Genomic DNA, 17415 nt, shown 5'->3' with positions numbered 1-17415 from the left:
CGGGCCGGATACGAGCGCCTCGGCCCCGCCCTCAGTCCCGCAGCTTGAACGCCTTCACCGCCAGCCCGTACTCGACTCCCCCGGACCGGCCGCCGTCGCGCAGCACCTCGGGCAGGAACTCAGCCGGTGCCGGGTGACCGGGGATCGCCGCAAGGTACTCGCGGTGGCATTCGAGCGAGGCGACCGCCTTGTCGACATGTTGCTGCTGCACCGCGATGACATGGTCGGGCTGGGAATGGCCGGTGACAACGAACCATGTCGCGCCCCACTTCGGCAGGTTCTCGTCGCGGGCGAGTTCGGGGAAGACCCAGGTGTTGTCGGCGTCGCGGATGGCGTCGAGTGTGGCCAGCCCGGCGACACGGTGGTCTGCCATGTTGAGGCCCCAGGACGCGGCGATCTCCCAGGTGCTGCCCATGACCACATCAGGCTGCAACTGACGGATGCGCCGGGCGATGTCCGTGCGCAGCGCCATTGAATCGTTGAGCATGCCGTCGGGGTGGTTGAGGATGACCAGGTCGTCGACCCCGACGACAGCGCAGGCGGCGCGCTGCTCGCCGGCGCGCAGGGGCGCCACTTCAGCCGGCGGGATCTGCATGCCGGCCTCACCGGCGGTCAGCAGCAGGTACGAGACCTGGATGCCCGCCTCGACCCAGGCGCCGACGGCGGCTGAGGTTCCGTATTCGGGGTCATCGGGATGTGCCACGACGACCAGCACACGCTTGACGTCACCGAGGTCGAGGATGGGGAGCGTCTCGTTCATCCTTCAACACTAGGTTGTTCAGCGGGCGGGGTCAGGCGATCGTGGAATGGTGCCGGTGGTCCTTGACGAACAGCATGGCCACCAGGCCCGCCACCAGCACTGCCACAATGCCGAGGATGCCCCAGTACTGGGTGTTCTGCTGGCCGGTGAGGATCTCGCCGGCTGCGATGGCCAGCCCGAACATGGCGGGCGACAGGAACGAGACCGCCCGGCCGGTCGTGGCGTACAACCCGAAGATCTCACCCGTGCGACCTTCGGGGATCAGCCTCGACAAGAAGCTGCGCGAGGCCGACTGCGCCGGGCCGACGAACATGCACATGACCAGACCCAGCACCCAGAAGACGGTCTTGCCGGCGTCATGGGCGACGTAGACCCCGATGCCGCACACGACCAGCGCGATCAGCGACATCAGGATCACGGCGCGTGGGCCGATGCGGTCGTCCAACAACCCGAAGGCGATGGTCGACAGGCCGGCCACGATGTTGGCCGCCGCACCGAAGATGATGACCTCGCCCGCGCCGAAGCCGAACGTGCCCTGCGCGATCACCGCGCCGAAGGCGAACACCCCGACCAGTCCGTCACGGAACAGTGCCGAGGCAAGCAGGAACCAGAAGGTGTCGCGCTGCTCGACCCACAGCCGCTTGATGGTGCCGCCGAGCAGCCGGTACGACTCGATGATGCCGGCCCGTGGGGGACGAGCCCCTGCCCTGGGGCGGTCGCGGATCACGAGGAAGGTGGGGATGGTGAACAGCAGCGTCCACAAACCGCACACGATCATCGAATAGCGGATGTCGAGGCCGTCATCGAGTGTGCCCGGCGCGATGAACATGGCATAGATCAGCAGCAGCACCACGATGCCGCCGAGGTAGCCCATGCCCCAGCCGAAGCCCGAGACGCGCCCGATGTTCTTGCTGTCGGCGACCTGGGCGATGGTCGAGTTGTAGTTCACCCCGGCCAGGTCAGAGATGATCGAGCCGAGGCCGAGCAGCACCAGCCCGGCCACGAGGTAGTCCGGTGACGGGGCGATGAAGAACAGCGACATCGAGATCAGCGCCAGCAGCCAGGTCTGCCACCGCAGGTGGAAGACGGTGTGGCCCGAACGGTCTGCCTGCTGCCCGAGCACCGGCGCGAGCAGCGCCACGATGATGCCGGCGATGGTGGTCGAGGTGGCCAGCGCCTGCGACGTGTCGTTGGTGGCGCCGAACGATGAACTCGTGATGTAGACGGCGAACACGAAGGTCGTGATGACGGTGTTGAACGGTTGGGTGCCCCAGTCCCACATCGCCCACGCAATGATGCGCCGTCGTGACGTCGGGGGTGCCGCCTCAAGGGCCGTGGTCGTCGGCAGGTGCATCTCGGTGGTGCTCACCCGGGCCAATCTAGGGCTACCGGGCGTCCGTTCAGTGAACACCCGCTGACGAAACGCTGACGTATTCGGCTCAGGCGTCGATCGACTCCGAGTCGATCGAATAGGCGCCGTCGATGATGAACTCCTTGCGCGGGGCCACGTCGTTGCCCATCAGCATCTCGAAGACCTTTTCGGCTTCGATGGCCTCGTCCACGGTGATGCGCCGCAGCGTGCGGTGCTTCGGGTCCATCGTGGTCTCCTTGAGCTGGCTGGCGTCCATCTCGCCCAGGCCCTTGTATCGCTGCGGTTCCTTGAAGTTCTGGCCCTTCTTGGTCAGTTCGGCGAGCCGTCGCTGGTACTCGGCATCCGAGTAGGTGTAGATGTACTTGTCGTAACCCCGCTTGGGGTTGATCAACTCGAAGCGGTGCAGCGGCGGCACCGCCGAGTACACCCGTCCGGCCTCGACCATCGGGCGCATGTACTTGAAGAACAGCGTCGCCAACAGGCAGCGGATGTGGGCCCCGTCAGAATCGGCGTCGGCCATGAAGATGATCTTGCCGTAGCGGGTCGCGTCGAGGTCGAAGGTGCGCCCCGAGCCCCCGCCGACCACCTGGATGATGCTGGCGCACTCGACATTCTTGAGCATGTCGGCCACCGAGGCCTTCTGCACGTTGAGGATCTTGCCGCGGATCGGCAGCAGTGCCTGGAACTCGGAATTGCGGGCGACGTTCGCCGTGCCCAGTGCCGAGTCGCCCTCGACGATGAACAGTTCGGTCTTGTCGATGTCGCTGCTGCGGCAGTCCTTGAGCTTGGGCGGCAGGGTCGAGGATTCCAGGGCGCTCTTGCGGCGCTGGTTCTCTTTGTGCACCCGGGCCGCCACGCGTGCGCGTCCGGCATTGGCCACCTTCTCCATCACGGTACGGGCCTGGGTGCGCGACTTGGCCGCGGTCAGCCAGGCACCGGTCTCTTGTTCGACGACCTTCGCGACAAGACGACGCACGGCCGGGGTGCCGAGGACTTCCTTGGTCTGGCCCTCGAACTGGGGTTCGGCGAGCCGCACCGTCACCACCGTGGTGAGGCCCTCGAGCACGTCCTCTTTCACGACCTCTTCACCGGCCTTGAGGATTCGGCTGTTGCCCATCGCCGACACGAACGCCTTGGTGAGGCCCTGCTCGAAGCCGCTGACGTGGGTGCCGCCCTTGGGGGTCGCCACGACGTTGACGAACGACCGGCCCACGGTGTCATAGCTGTTGGTCCAGCACATGGCGACGTCGACCTCGACCTCACGGTCGACGTCGGTCGGGGTCATCGCGCCGTTGTCGTCCAGCATCGGCACGGTCTCGGTGAACTCACCGGTGCCCTGCAGCCGCAGGATCTCGGAAACCTTCTCACCGGGGGCCAGGAAGTTGCAGAACTCACTGATGCCGCCGTCATGCTGGAAGACCTCGTTGACCTGCTGGCCGGCGCGGTGGTCGCTGATCTCGAGGCGCAGGCCGGGCACCAGGAAGCTGGTCTGGCGGGCCCGGTTGACCAGGTGTTCCCAGGACAGGTCGGCGTCCTTCAGGAAGATCTGGCGGTCGGGCCAGTAGCGCACCCTCGTGCCGGTGACGCCACGCTTGGCCTTGCCGACTTCGCGCACCCCCGAGGCGGGGGTAAACGGGGCATCCGGGCCATCGCCGTCGAAGACGCCCGGCACGCCGCGGCGGAAGCTGATCTCATAGGTCTTCGAGTTGCGGTCGACCTGCACATCGAGGCGTGAGCTCAGCGCATTGACGACTGAGGCACCCACGCCGTGCAGGCCACCCGTCGCGTTGTAGGTGCCAGACCCGAACTTTCCACCCGCATGCAGCTTGGTGTAGACCACCTCGACGCCGGACAGGCCGGTGCGTGGTTCGATGTCGACGGGGATGCCGCGCGCCACGTCGGCGACCGCGATGGAGCCGTCCGCACGCAGGTCGACCGTGATGAGGTCACCAAACCCGGCCAGCGCCTCGTCGACTGAGTTGTCGATGATCTCCCACAGGCAGTGCATCAACCCCTTGGTGTCGGTCGAACCGATGTACATGGCGGGTCGCTTGCGGACGGCCTCCAAGCCCTCGAGCACCAACAGGTGCTTCGCCTCGTAGTCGCGTCCGGCGTGCTGGGGGTGAGTCTGTGCCACCCCGAGATGATAGCCCTGACCGCCGAGATCCACCCGCTGGGCGCGCGGTGGGGGCACCTGTCGCCGGGCTGACGTGCTTCGGTAGGGTCATGCCATGAAACCCTTGAGCGGACGGTTCCGGATCAAGCAGGCGTCCACCGACGAACTGCTGCCCGCGGCGCGCATGATGGCAAAGGCCTGGCGCCAGAGTTTCCCCTTCAACGCAGAGGTCTTCGCCCGCCAGGACCAGCTGGTCGGCGCCCAGGCCAAGCGTTGGGACGATGCCAACCGCCGTGGCGGCTACTTCTGGGTGGTCATCGACAGTGAGGCAGCAGGCGAGGACGACCGCATCGTCGGCCTTGCCCACTCACGGGTCAGTGACGACACCGATGCACCCACACCGCTCGAGCTACACCTGCTCTACCTGCTCGACGTTGCCAAGGGTTCGGGCATCGCCGATCGGCTGGTCGAGATGGCGATCGGTGATGCCCCGGCCCACCTGTGGGTGCTCGAGGGCAATGAGCGTGCCATCGCGTTCTACGAGCGGCATGGCTTCGTGGCCGATGGCGGTCGGCGGCAGTTGCCGGACGACCTGGGCGCCCGGGTCAACATCCGGATGGTGCGCCAGTAGCCGGTGGGGCTCAGTCGAACTGTGAGACGAGACTTCGACGATCCGGTGAGGCCGCATACGCCTGGGGGCGCCGTGGAGCGGGGAAGGCCTCGATCAGGTTCTTGACCTGGTCGTCTCGCCCCGGCATCGGTCGCCAGGACGCAGCCCAGGCGTCGTTGCCCTTGACCATTTCGGGCAGGTCCTGCGGGTTGGGCTCAGCCTGGAAACCCGAGTAGTAGTCGGCGAATTTGTAGGCGCCGCCGTGCAGGTTGTCGCTCACCGGCGTCCAGGCATTGGGGATGTCGAGGGCATCAGCGATGACCAGGCCGTGCAGGCTGGACGACAGCACCACCTCGCAGGCGGCAATTTCTCGCAGTACCTGCCGTGCAGGCGCCACCGCGTTGACGACGTGGACATCGGGATGGGCCGCTGCCCGGAGCACCGCATCGACCTGCCCGTCGCTGTGGTGGGGCACCAGACCGATCCGGTGGCGCTTGGGCACCGAGGCGAGTTCGGGAAAGGCGAGCGGCACGAGGACGCCCGGGTCGCCCACCGCCAGCCTGCGGCTGGTCAGGTGTTGCACCCGGGCCCGGCTGAGCTCGCCGCGCACAGCCCGCCATTCCACGGGATGGCCCGCCCAGGGCCCGCCCTCCAGGATGAACCCCGAGCCCCACACGACCGGCTTCGTCTGTCCCGTCATGTGGGTCAGTCCAAAGTTGAGCAACGAGCCCACGGCAATCAGGTCGGCCGCGTCGATCCCGGAATACTTGAACTGCAGCCGGAACAACCGGTCAACGATGAACGGGCTGAGCTGGTCGCCGAAGTTGTGCACATCGTCAAGGCCCGACATCCAGTACATGCGGGCCCGCAGCAGCGGCCAGGAGACCTGCCGTGGCGCGTGCCGGCGGAATGACACCTTGGCGCGGGTCAGCAGCTCGTTCATGGCCGGAGCCTATCGGCAGGGCGTCGTGACATGAAGAACCCGCCGGCCGCATGGCCGACGGGATCTTCACGTGCTGTCGGGTGCTGTCAGGGTCAGTCCAGCAGGGTCAGTCCAGACGAGCGGTCTCGTCCTGGATCTTCAGCGCCACCTGCTGCAGCTTGTCGTGGTGGGCACGGCCGTGGTGGGCGCAGAACAGCAGCTGGCCGCCGCCGTTGAGGGTGACGCGCATGTAGGCCTGGGCACCGCAACGATCACACCGGTCAGATGCGTCAAGCGTGGACTCTTCGATAGTTGCAGAACTCATCGTTGGCCTCTCTTTCTCGAGGTAGATCACCGGTACCAACGCCGTAGGGGCGCCGAATGTTCCAGCCAGTTCGTTCCAAGCCGGCCGTTCACACCTGGGCTACCTGCACTTCGGCCGTCCCGGGTGGGACGACCACACCTCCACCGTAGGCGATGGATTCAAGCAGACGGCGCAGACACCTTCGACCCGCACCGACGTGCGTGTCAGTCCAGGTAGTCGCGCAGCACCTGCGAACGCGAGGGGTGGCGCAACTTGCTCATCGTCTTGCTCTCGATCTGGCGGATGCGCTCACGGGTGACACCGTAGACCTTGCCGATCTCGTCGAGGGTCTTCGGCTGGCCGTCGGTCAGTCCGAAACGCATGCTGACCACGCCGGCCTCGCGGTCGGACAGGGTGTCGAGCACGTCGTGCAGTTGTTCCTGCAGCAGGGTGAAGTTCACCGCATCCGCAGGCACGATGGCTTCGGAGTCCTCAATGAGGTCACCGAACTCGGAGTCGCCGTCCTCGCCCAGCGGCGTGTGCAGCGAGATCGGCTCGCGACCGTACTTCTGCACCTCGACGACCTTCTCGGGGGTCATGTCGAGTTCCTTGGCGAGCTCCTCGGGGGTGGGTTCGCGACCCAGGTCCTGCAGCATCTGGCGCTGCACGCGGGCGAGCTTGTTGATGACCTCGACCATGTGCACGGGGATGCGGATGGTGCGGGCCTGGTCAGCCATGGCGCGGGTGATGGCCTGCTTGATCCACCAGGTCGCATAGGTCGAGAACTTGTAGCCCTTGGTGTAGTCGAACTTCTCGACAGCGCGGATCAGACCCAGGTTGCCTTCCTGGATGAGGTCGAGGAACAGCATGCCGCGGCCGGTGTAGCGCTTGGCGAGCGAGACCACGAGTCGCAGGTTGGCCTCGAGCAGGTGGTTCTTGGCCTTGCGTCCGTCATCAGCGATCCACTCGAAATCGTCGAGGTCGGCCACCTTCACCTTGATCGCATCGTCGTGCAGCTTCTCGTCGGCGAACAGGCCCGCCTCGATGCGCTTGGCGAGGTCGACCTCCTGCTCGGCATTCAGCAGCGCGACCTTGCCGATCTGCTTCAGGTAGTCCTTGACAGGGTCGGCCGTGGCACCGGCCGCCGTGACCTGCACCTCGGGCTCGTCGGTGTCATCGGCCTCGCTCATCACGAAGCCTTCCTGGGTGATCTCCTTCTCGTCCTTCTCCGCCTCTTCGGGCGCGAACTCGGAGTCGTCCACCTCGTCCAGACGGGCCTTGCCGTCCTTCTTCTTGCCACCGACGGTGATCACCAGGTCGTCGCCGTCGAGTTCGACGTCGGCCTCGAGTACCGCTTCGCTGGTGACCGCCTCGGCCACGGTCGGCTCTGCCTTGGCCGCAGCCTTCTTCGCCGTGGTCTTCCTGGCAGTGGTCTTCTTGGCGGCGGTCGTGGTCTTGGCCGCAGCGGCCGTCGTCTTCTTCGCAGGCGTGGCCTTGGTCGCAGCTGCGGCCTTGGTCGCCGCGGTCGTCTTCTTCGCCGTTGTCTTCTTGGCGGGTGTGGTCTGCGAGTCGTCAGCCGGGGTTGCCTCGGTTGACGATTCAGTCTTGCCAGTGGAACGCGCAGTCACAGGTGCCTCTCGGGTCATGAAGGTCCAACAGGGCATGGCCAAGCCAGCGGTTGTCAATGCCTCCGCACTATTCTGCCATGCCCCCCAAATGCCCACAACGCGGCCCCTGCCCCGGGCGTGTCCACCTCAGCGTGACGGCCGTGTCAGACCGGCTGGCTAGGCTGACCCACATGTCGTCAGCAGAGTCCATCCAGACCGCAGAACCCGTCGCCCCCGTCGCCGACCGTCGCCCCATCGAGCGCAGCCACCATGGCGACGTCGTCCTCGATCCCTACGAGTGGTTGCGCGAGAAGAGCAACCCCGACGTGATCGCGCACCTCGAGACCGAGAACCGCTACACCGAGGCGATGACGCAGCACCTGGCAGGACTGCGCGACGACCTGTTCAATGACTACAAGACCCGCACCCTCGAGACCGACCTGTCGGTGCCCACCTGGCAGACCCATACGTCCGGGGTGACCTACTGGTACTACACCCGGACGATCGAGGGCAAGGAATACCCGATCTGGTGCCGCGTCCCCGCCACCGACCGCGACCAGGTGCCCGACCTGGCACTGGACTCCCCCGTCGACGGCGAGCAGGTGCTGCTCGACGGCAACGTCGAGGCCGAGGGCAAGCAGTTCTTCTCGCTCGGGGCACTCGAAACCTCGCCCGACGGCCAATTGCTCATGTGGGCCACCGACAACGCCGGTGACGAACGCTACGACGTGTTCCTGCGTGACCTGGCCACGGGGCAGACCACCGCCCTGCAGCGCGGGGTCGCCGGCAACGTCACCTGGGCGAATGACAAGGTGCTGCTCTACAGCCGCGTCGACGAGGCCTGGCGGCCGTTCCAGGTGTGGCGACACACGCTGGGCACCGACGTCGCCGACGACCAGCTGGTGTTCCAGGAGGACGATGAGCGGTTCTGGACGTGGGTCTCGGTCTCGCGGGACCGCAGCTGGATCGTGCTGCACGTCGGCAGCAAGCTGACCGGGGAGGCCTGGTTGGTGCCGGCCGAGGCGCCCGATGCCGCACCGCGGGTGGTCAGTCCGCGCACCGAGGGGCTCGACTACGACGTGGAAGTGAGCGCCGAGCGCATCTGGGTGACCCACAACCGGGTCCACGCCGACTTCGAGGTGGCAGTCGTCGACCTGGACCAGGCCGACCTGGCTGCCGGGGCCGCCGGTCCGCTGGCGCCGGTCGATGCCTGGCGCCCTGTGCTCACCCCTGAACACGGCACCCGCTTCACCGACGTCGACGCCTACGCCTCGCACGTGGTCATCGAGGGTCGGCGTGACGGCCTGCCGGCCATCTGGTTGGCGCCGAGCGATGCCCCCGCAGACGCTGCGCCGCTCGTCTTCGACGAGCCGGTGCACGAGGTCTCTGCGCAGGCCGAGGCCGACTGGGACACCGACCGCATCCGTGTCGACTTCACCTCGATGGTGACCCCACCACAGGTGCGTGAGGTCAGGTTCGCCACCGGTGAGCAGCGGGTGCTGAAGCAGACCCCCGTGTTGGACCATCCCGAGCACGGCCCCTACCGCAGTGGTGACTACGTGCAGGAGCGGGTCTGGGCCAGCGCCGTGGACGGCACCAGGATCCCGCTGAGCATCGTGCGCCACCGTGACACCCCTGTCGACGGCACCGCCCCGCTGGTGCTCTACGGCTACGGCTCCTACGAGATCTCGGTGCCGGCCAGGTTCAGCATCCAGCGGCTCAGCCTGCTCGACCACGGCATCATCTATGCCATCGCCCACATCCGTGGCGGCGGCGAGATGGGTCGGGCCTGGTACGAACAGGGCAAACTGCTGCAGAAGGTGAACACCTTCACCGACTTTGTCGCCGCCGGGCGCTGGCTCGTGGCCGAGGGATACACATCGCCCGACCGCATGGGGGCCGTCGGTGGCAGTGCCGGTGGTCTGCTGATGGGTGCCGTGGCGAACATCGCGCCCGACCTGTTCTGCGCCATCCACGCCGCGGTGCCCTTCGTGGATGCGCTCACGACCATCCTCGACCCCGACCTGCCACTCACGGTCACCGAATGGGAGGAATGGGGCGACCCACTTCACTCCGCAGAGGTCTATGCCTACATGAAGACATACACGCCGTACGAGAACATCGGCCGGGTGGCCTACCCGGCCATCCTGGCCACGACCGGTCTGAACGACACCCGGGTGTACTACGTCGAGCCTGCCAAGTGGGTGGCGCGGCTGCGGGCCGAAGCTGCGCTCGACCCGGCGCGTCCGGTGTTGATGCGCACCGAAATGGTGGCGGGGCATGCCGGGGTGACGGGTCGTTACGAGAAGTGGCGCGAGGCTGCGTTCGAGATGGCCTGGCTGATCGATAGGGTCACGCTTGCCGCTCGGCGCTGAGTGTCACCGGCGGTGACGCCACTGCCCTGAGTCGGGTGGGGGTCCCCGGTACGACTGCGGTCTGATGCGATTCAGCCGTTGGCATACCTGGGGCCCAAAAGGCCACTGCGATGAATCTTTCCGGGCTGGTCAAGCGTTGATCACTGTGAAGGAACACACGAGAGGGACTTCATGGATACCAAGCAACGTGTTCGCTCCAGTGAGGGCATCGACGGCAAGGACTCGGTCGGGCTCTACCTCGACTCCATCGCCAAGACGGCCCTGTTGTCGGCTGAGGACGAGGTTCAACTCGCCCAGCGCATTGAGGCGGGCGTCTATGCCCGGGCCATCCTTGATGGCGAGGTGACGAGCAAGGTCAAGGCCACCCCGGACGAGTTGGCAGCCATCGCCGAGGATGGCGATGCGGCCATGCAGCACTTCATCCGGGCCAACCTGCGCCTGGTGGTCTCGGTGGCGCGCAAGTACCACCGTTCCCCCATGCCGATGCTCGACCTGGTGCAGGAGGGCAACACCGGCCTGATCCGTGCCGTCGAGAAGTTCGACTACACCAAGGGATTCAAATTCTCGACCTATGCCACCTGGTGGGTGCGTCAGGCGATCAGCCGCGGCATCGCGCAGCAGGGCCGCATCGTCCGCCTGCCCGTGCACGTCGCCGAGCAGGTCAACCAGGTCTCGGCGGCGCGCCGAAACCTCGAGCGCATGCTGGGTCGCGAACCCGGTGTTGACGAGATCGCCACCGAACTGGGCCTCGAGACAGAACGCGTCGTTGAACTGATCCGATACTCGCGGGAGCACATCAGCCTGGACGCTCCAGTCGACGAAGAGGGCGAGACTGCCCTGGGTGACCTGATCGCCAAAGACATCACGCCCGGCCCGGACGAACTGGTGCTCGACGCCGAAGACCTGACGATGCTCGATGACATGCTGTCGGGCCTCGACGAGCGATCCGCCGACGTGGTGCGCCGGCGCTATGGGCTGGTCGACGGTCGTCAGGCCAAACTCGCCGACATCGGCGCGGTCTGGGGCATCACCGCCGAGCGGGTGCGCCAGATCGAACGCAATGCCCTGGCCCAGCTGCGGTTGACCACCGCAGCCTGAGCCACCCACGGCACACGCCGCAGGTCCGTCACCCCGGGCCTGCGGCGTGTGTGGTTCCCGCCTCCGTCCAGGGTCGTTCTGCCGGGTCGTGACGAGTCAGTCGACCAGCCGGATCAGACCCTCCTGGGCGGTGGACGCGCGCAGCACCCCGTCCTGGAAGAGTCGACCGTTCGAGAACCCCAACCCGCCCGAGGCGACGGGCGAGATCTGGTCGTGCAGCAGCCACCGGTCCGCCCTGAAATCGCGATGGAACCACATGGCATGGTCGAGGGACGCCGATGCCACCCTGGGCGACATGATCGTGACATTGTGCGGCACGGATGCCACGCTCAGGATGGTGAGGTCACTGAGGTAGGCAGCCGCCGCCACGTGCAGTTTCGGGTCATCGGGAAACGGCTCCTCGGTGCGCGCCCAGACCCGCATGTGTGCCGAGTGCGACGCGTGCGGGATGGCATCGGAGGAGTCCCCCGCGTAGCGCACCTCGAGCCCATGCCAGGCCACCCACTGGGCAGCGGCCTCACCGAACCGCTCCCGCATGACCTCGGCCATCGGCGGGCAGTCCTCAGGCGGCGGCACGTCGCCCGGCACCGGGTCGCTGTGCTCGAGGCCGCGCTCGCCGACATGGAAGCTCGCGGTGAGCCCGAACAGCAACTTGCCCTGCTGGAACGCGGTCACCCGGCGCTGCGAGAAGGTGCCACCGTCGCGGGTGATGTCGACCTCGTAGTCGATCGGCAGTGCATTGCTGCCCGGACGCAGGAAGTAGGCATGCATCGAGTGGCAGCGCCGCTCGTCCGGGGTGGTGTGATGGGCTGCGATCAGGGCCTGCGCGAGCACCTGGCCACCAAATGTGCGTTGGCCCTCCCAGGGGGTGCCGCGCAGCAGGTTGGGGTCGCGGAACCGGTGCTCATCGACCTGCTCGAGGTGCAGCAGGCGCGACAGGTTGGTGTGGGAGTCCTCAGTCACGATGACCACCCTAGGGCGCATCGGCATGTGGCCGGGGGGCATGCGCGCTTGGCGCCCTCAGCACAGGGTCCGCTCGACCACGGCCACGGCGCGCCCCACCCCGTCCTCTGCGTTGACGCGCTCACCCAGCCGTGCAGCCGTGGCGCGGTAGGCCCGGTCGTTCGTCAGCTGGGTGATGCCTGCGGCGAGGCGGTCCGCATTGAGCTTGTGCAGCGGCACGGGGGCGGGGCCGACGCCGATCTGGTGCATCCGTCGTCCGAAATAGGGCTGGTCGGCCATGTGGGGCACGACCCACTGGGGCACCCCTGCATGCAGCGCAGTGCCGGTGGTGCCCGAACCACCGTGGTGCACCACACCGCGGGTGCGGGGGAAGAGCCAGTCGAACGGCACCGCATCCTTGATCACGAAGATGTTCTCGGGCTCAGATTCGGGCTGCCAATCCTGCCAGCGGAAGCGGACGACGGCACGCTCCCCGGTGCGCGCCAGCGCGGTTGTCACGGTGTGCCACAACTGCTGCGGTGTCGAACTCGGCATCGAGCCGAAGCCCAGGTAGATCGGCGGACGGTCGGCGGCCAGGAAGTCGGCCAGGTCGGCAGGTGGCTCGTAGTCGACGGGGCAGGGCACCTGCCAGTACCCGGTGACGTCAACCAGCCCCCGCCAGTCTGCAGGCGGCGGGATGACTTCGGGGCTGACCCCGACGATGGTGGGGGTCTGGCGTGACATCTGCACGTAACCGCGGTAGGTACCGCGCGGCATGTCGAGCCGCTCGCGGATGACGTCGCCGCCCGGCCTGACCAGTTGGAAGAGCGCCGCTTCCATCAACAGCGACAGCACCAGGTTGGCCCGGGTGTGGCGCCGGCTGAGGGCCGGGTAGAGCAGCGCCTCACCCGAGGCGGTGGGGGTCATCGGCGCCATCAGGCCACGGATGTGCTTGAGGCCGAGGTGTTTGGCTGCCGACAGGGCCGACTCGTAGGTGAGCATGCCGCTGATCAGGGCGTCCGACGTGCTGAGGATGCGTTCGAGCCCCTCGGCGGCCACGGGTGCCATCTCGTGCACGACGCGGTTGATGTGGACACCCTCGCGGTGCGGGCCGCGGCTCTTCTCGACCCAGCGGCGACTGGTCTCGGTGTTGAACGCGGCTGCCATGTCGATGTTGAAGGGCTGGAAGTCGAGGCCCCGACTCGTCACCAGGTCTGAGAGGTCGGTCGAAGCGGCCACGGAAACCTCGTGGCCCGCCTTCTGCAACCCCATGCCAAGGGCGACAAACGGTTCGACGTCCCCCCGGGTGCCCCAGGCCAACAGGCTGATGTGCATGAGATGAATCTAGTGCGTCCGGGGCCGTGGGCACGTTCAGGACTCCCCCGACATCCACCCTGAGTTGCTGTCGGGCCGCAGCCCGGACCCGGACCGGTCAGCGCAACTTCGCCATCGCCGTCCGCACCCGTTTGGCTGAGACCGGCACCGCGGTGCGCAACTGCTGCGCGAACAGGCTCACCCGCAACTCCTCGAGCAGGAACGCGACCTCTTCGACTGCATCCGGCAGCCGGCCCGGCGGCTGCGCCTCGCACAGGTGCGCATAGTCAGCCTCGAGTTCGTCAACGACCTGTTGCTGCTGGGCATCCCGCGCGGGGTTTGCGCGCCAGGCACGCAGCCGGTGCGCCATCGCCTGCACGTAGCGGGGAAGGTGGCCGTACCACGGGTCGGGGGTGGCCGAGATGAAGTTGGTGAAGACGAGGTTGTCGAGCTGTTGGCGCACGTCGTCGGTAATGGCGGCCCCGGGCGGCATGCCGGCGAGCAGTTGCACCACGTCAAGGCGCTGGGTCAGCACCTGGGCAGCCGCCGAGACGACCTGTCGCATCCGGTCGGCCTGGCCCTGGCGCACCTCAAGGGCCAGCTGGTCGTAGGCTGCCGCCGACCGGGTGCGGGTCAGGTCGGGGTCGCTTGCCCGGGCGAGGGCATCGACAGCCTTGAGCCGCGCGTCGGCAAGCAGCGCCGGTACCGACGCGTACGGGCTGTGGGCCAGCGCGATCTTCTCGGTGTTCGGCAGGTGTGAGACCACCCAGTTCGTCGGGTCCGGGTTGGTGAGCACGAGCAGCCTGCGCACTCCGCGTGCGTGCGAGTCGGCAGCAGCCTGCGGGCTGTCGAGCACGACCACCCCGACCGAGTTGCCCTCGTCGGTGAGTGCCGGGTACCCCACTGCTGTGGTCTGGCCCCTGGTGATTTCACGCCGGGTGGGCACCTCGTCGAAGGTCCAGGCCGTCGCACCGGTCACGGCCTGTCGGCGAGACGCCCTCGTCAACACCTGCGAGACCTTGCCCGCGAGCAGCTGCCGCAGTTCAGCGATGTCCTTGCTGGGTTGCTTCGGTGCGCCCTCACCGCTCACCTGGAAGGACACCTGCAGGTGACTGGGTACGTCTTCGGGGTGCCAGTCGTCGGGGGCGACGACCTCACCGGTGATGGCACGAAGTGCCCGGGCGAGCTCGTCGGCGAAACGCTCGTCCGTGTGCAACGGAAGCTGATTCTCGACGGCCTCGTCCTCGAGCCAGCGCAGCGCGGCGCGGGCGTGGTCGGGGGCCGGCACGAACGCGCGCCGCACCGCCTTCGGCAGGCCGCGGATCAGTTCGGCGGCCAATTCGGCACGCAGCCCGGGCACCTGCCAGCTGAACGGCTCTGGCGTGAGCTGGTTGACCTGCGTGAGCGGCACGGTGACCGTGACGCCGTCGTGCCCCGAGCCGGGGTCGAACACATAGGTGACCGGCAGCACGAGGCCGTTGACTGGCCAGTGGTCCGGGAACGAGCCTGCATCGGGCCCATCCGCATCGTCGCGGATGACGTCAGCCATCGTCATGTCGAGCAGGTGCGGCTGCTCGATCCGTCGCCACCAACGGTCGAACGTCGATCCCGACACCACCTCGGCAGGGATGCGCCGGTCATAGAAGTCGAAGATGGACTGGTCATCGACGACGAGGTCTCGCCGACGCGTGCGTTCCTCGAGTGCCTCGGCCTCGTCACGCACGGTCGCGTTGTGTGCGAAGAACCCATGCCGTGTCGCCCAGCCACCCTCGACCAGGCCCTGGCGAATGAAGATCTGCCGTGCTGCCACGGGGTCGATGCCTGCGTAGTCCACACGACGTTCGGCGATGATGGGCACCCCGTACAGGCTGACCTTCTCGTAGGCGACGACACTCGCTGAACTGGACGACCAATGCGGTTCGGAATGCTGCTTCTTCAGGGCGTGGGCGCCGACCTCTTCGATCCACCCGGCCTCGACTGGGGCAACCATCCGCGCCCACAACCTGGTGGTCTCGACGAGCTCGACGGCCATGACCAGCGGCGGGTTGACCCGAGCCAGGGCCGATCCGGGGTTGATGGCGAAGCGGGCACCGCGGGCGCCGATGTACTCCCGGGGGCCGGGACGCCGTCGCGCGCCCTTGGTGCCCGAGGGTTGCTTGGCCTCACGCACGTCCAGCAGCCCGACATGGGACAGCAACCCGGAAGCCACCGCTGTCAGCACGTGGCTGATCGGGGCCGGGGTCCGGTTGGGGCGCCAGTCGAGATCGCGACTGATCTGGCGCAGCTGGGCGGCGAGGTCCTCCCACTCGCGCACACGCAGGAAGTTGATGAACTCGTCACGGCACAAGCGGCGGAAGGCGTTGCCGCTGAGGTTGGCGCGACGGTCCTCGAGGTAGTTCCACAGCCGCACCAGCGCCATGATGTCGCCGCCCTCGGCGGGGTGGGGCGTGGGGGCGTCCTTGCGGGTGCCGGTATGGGCCGTGTGGCGCAGCGGCTTGCCCTCTGCGTCCGTGTCGGGAGCCTCCTGGCGGGGGGTGGCGTCGGTCGTGAAGCGCGCGTGCAGGGCGTCGGCCTGCTCACGCTTGTCTGAAGGTCGCTCCCGCACGTCCGGGATCGCCAGTGCGGCCACGATGATGTGCACTTCACGCAAGGCATCGCGGCGCTGGGCCTCGACAAGCATGCGCGCCAACCGCGGGTCGACCGGGATGCGGGCAAGCTGGTGGCCGGTGCCGGTGAGCCGCGGGTTGTTGCGGTGCCCCGGCTTGAGTGCCCCGAGTTCTTCGAGCAGTTTGATGCCGTCGCTGACCTGGGCACCATCGGGTGCCTCGACGAAGGGGAAGTCGGCGATCGCCCCGAGCTTGGCCTGGGCCATCTGCAGGATGACCGAGGCAAGGTTGGTGCGCAGGATCTCGGGCTCAGTGAACTCCGGGCGCGATGCGAAGTCCTCTTCGGAATACAGCCGGATGCAGATGCCGGGGGCGACGCGACCGCAACGCCCGGCACGCTGGTTCGCCGAGGCCTGCGACACCGTTTCGATGGGCAGCCGTTGCACCTTGGTGCGTGCCGAATACCGCGAGATGCGGGCGGTGCCGACGTCGACGACATAGCGGATGCCCGGCACGGTCAGCGACGTCTCGGCCACATTGGTGGCCAGCACGATGCGGCGGTGGGGATGGGGCACGAAGATGCGGTTCTGTTCGGCCGCCGAGAGCCTGGCATACAACGGCAGCACCTCGACGTCGGCCAGTCGGGCATCACCCAGGGCCTCGGCGGCGTCGCGGATCTCGCGCTCCCCCGACAGGAAGACCAGGACATCGCCGGGGCCCGCAGCCATCAACTGGCCGACGGCGGCCACAATGGCCTGGTTCTGGTCACCCTGCTCGTCCAATGGCTGATATCGCACCTCGACCGGATACGTGCGCCCCGACACCTCGACGATCGGGGCGTTGTTGAAGTGCTCACTGAAGCGTGCGGTGTCGATCGTGGCCGACGTGATCACCACCTTGAGGTCACGCCGACGGGGCAGCAGTTGCTTGAGGTAGCCCAACAGGAAGTCAATGTTCAGGCTGCGCTCGTGCGCCTCGTCGATGATGATCGTGTCGTACCGGCGCAAGTCACGGTCGTGGGTGATCTCGGCGAGCAGCACACCGTCGGTCATGACCGTGAGTTGGGTGTCGGACGAGGTCTTGCGGGTGAAGCGCACCCGGTAGCCGACCTGCTCGCCCAGCCCCACACCCAGCTCGTGGGCGATGCGTTCGGCGACGGTGCGGGCCGCGATGCGCCGCGGCTGGGTATGGGCGATACGGTCGCGCCCGAGCGCGAGCGCGATCTTGGGCAACTGCGTGGTTTTGCCCGACCCGGTCTCACCGGCGACCACGACCACCTGGTGCCGACGCAGCAGGTCAGCAATCTCGTCGACGTGTGCGCTGATCGGCAACGCCTCGTCGAAGGTGATGGTGGGCGCGCCCGCAGTGTCGGTGGGGGTTGTCATCATG

12 protein-coding genes are annotated in these 17415 nt (G+C 67.3%); 3 read left to right on the top strand and 9 right to left on the bottom strand.

Annotated features, from left to right (window positions below; translation table 11 throughout):
* Nucleotides 1-31 precede the first annotated feature (31 nt).
* The 3 genes from ACQCX5_RS00540 to ACQCX5_RS00530 all read right to left on the bottom strand — a co-directional run bounded on the left by ACQCX5_RS00540 (nucleotide 32) and on the right by ACQCX5_RS00530 (nucleotide 4302).
* Entirely contained in the window at nucleotides 32-760 is a 729-nt protein-coding gene (locus ACQCX5_RS00540) for a PIG-L deacetylase family protein (RefSeq protein WP_434540076.1), read from the bottom strand.
* 31 nt (nucleotides 761-791) lie between these two features.
* The gene (locus ACQCX5_RS00535) at nucleotides 792-2114 is read right to left on the bottom strand and encodes an MFS transporter (RefSeq protein WP_434540695.1); all 1323 of its coding nucleotides are present in this window, start codon (nucleotides 2112-2114) and stop codon (nucleotides 792-794) included.
* An 85-nt stretch (nucleotides 2115-2199) separates the two neighbouring features.
* Nucleotides 2200-4302, bottom strand: a complete 2103-nt coding sequence (locus ACQCX5_RS00530) for a DNA gyrase/topoisomerase IV subunit B (protein ID WP_434540694.1) — start codon at nucleotides 4300-4302, stop codon at nucleotides 2200-2202.
* A 61-nt stretch (nucleotides 4303-4363) separates the two neighbouring features.
* Between ACQCX5_RS00530 and ACQCX5_RS00525 the strand changes: the two genes are divergently transcribed.
* On the top strand, nucleotides 4364-4879 hold the full coding sequence (locus tag ACQCX5_RS00525; protein WP_434540075.1) for a GNAT family N-acetyltransferase: 516 nt from the start codon (nucleotides 4364-4366) through the stop codon (nucleotides 4877-4879).
* A gap of 10 nt (nucleotides 4880-4889) precedes the next feature.
* Here ACQCX5_RS00525 and ACQCX5_RS00520 read toward each other — a convergent pair whose 3' ends face one another.
* The 3 genes from ACQCX5_RS00520 to ACQCX5_RS00510 all read right to left on the bottom strand — a co-directional run bounded on the left by ACQCX5_RS00520 (nucleotide 4890) and on the right by ACQCX5_RS00510 (nucleotide 7748).
* Nucleotides 4890-5801, bottom strand: a complete 912-nt coding sequence (locus ACQCX5_RS00520; RefSeq protein ID WP_434540074.1) for a polysaccharide pyruvyl transferase family protein — start codon at nucleotides 5799-5801, stop codon at nucleotides 4890-4892.
* A gap of 106 nt (nucleotides 5802-5907) precedes the next feature.
* Nucleotides 5908-6105, bottom strand: coding sequence for a DUF7455 domain-containing protein (locus ACQCX5_RS00515; RefSeq protein WP_434540073.1), 198 nt, complete (start codon nucleotides 6103-6105; stop codon nucleotides 5908-5910).
* A gap of 203 nt (nucleotides 6106-6308) precedes the next feature.
* The gene (locus ACQCX5_RS00510) at nucleotides 6309-7748 is read right to left on the bottom strand and encodes an RNA polymerase sigma factor (RefSeq protein ID WP_434540072.1); all 1440 of its coding nucleotides are present in this window, start codon (nucleotides 7746-7748) and stop codon (nucleotides 6309-6311) included.
* A gap of 134 nt (nucleotides 7749-7882) precedes the next feature.
* On the opposite strand from ACQCX5_RS00510, the gene ACQCX5_RS00505 reads away from it, so the two are divergent.
* Together ACQCX5_RS00505 and ACQCX5_RS00500 are read left to right on the top strand one after the other, a co-directional pair.
* Nucleotides 7883-10066, top strand: coding sequence for a S9 family peptidase (locus ACQCX5_RS00505; protein ID WP_434540071.1), 2184 nt, complete (start codon nucleotides 7883-7885; stop codon nucleotides 10064-10066).
* A gap of 171 nt (nucleotides 10067-10237) precedes the next feature.
* A complete protein-coding gene (locus tag ACQCX5_RS00500) occupies nucleotides 10238-11164 on the top strand; it encodes a sigma-70 family RNA polymerase sigma factor (protein ID WP_434540070.1) in 927 nt (308 codons plus the stop codon).
* Nucleotides 11165-11260: 96 nt separating this feature from the next.
* Here the strand turns inward: ACQCX5_RS00500 and ACQCX5_RS00495 are convergent, their stop codons facing one another.
* The 3 genes from ACQCX5_RS00495 to hrpA all read right to left on the bottom strand — a co-directional run bounded on the left by ACQCX5_RS00495 (nucleotide 11261) and on the right by hrpA (nucleotide 17411).
* Entirely contained in the window at nucleotides 11261-12127 is an 867-nt protein-coding gene (locus tag ACQCX5_RS00495; RefSeq protein WP_434540069.1) for an acyl-CoA thioesterase, read from the bottom strand.
* Between the two features lie 57 nt (nucleotides 12128-12184).
* A complete protein-coding gene (locus tag ACQCX5_RS00490; protein ID WP_434540068.1) occupies nucleotides 12185-13441 on the bottom strand; it encodes a glycosyltransferase in 1257 nt (418 codons plus the stop codon).
* A gap of 97 nt (nucleotides 13442-13538) precedes the next feature.
* Entirely contained in the window at nucleotides 13539-17411 is a 3873-nt protein-coding gene (gene hrpA / locus ACQCX5_RS00485; RefSeq protein WP_434540693.1) for an ATP-dependent RNA helicase HrpA, read from the bottom strand.
* Between the last annotated feature and the right edge of the window lie 4 nt (nucleotides 17412-17415).

Source organism: Aestuariimicrobium sp. G57, from assembly GCF_050110855.1.
Taxonomy (GTDB): Bacteria; Actinomycetota; Actinomycetes; order Propionibacteriales; family Propionibacteriaceae; genus Aestuariimicrobium.
The sequence above is the reverse complement of the archived record's forward strand: the minus strand, read 5'-3'. Positions and strand labels throughout refer to the sequence as shown.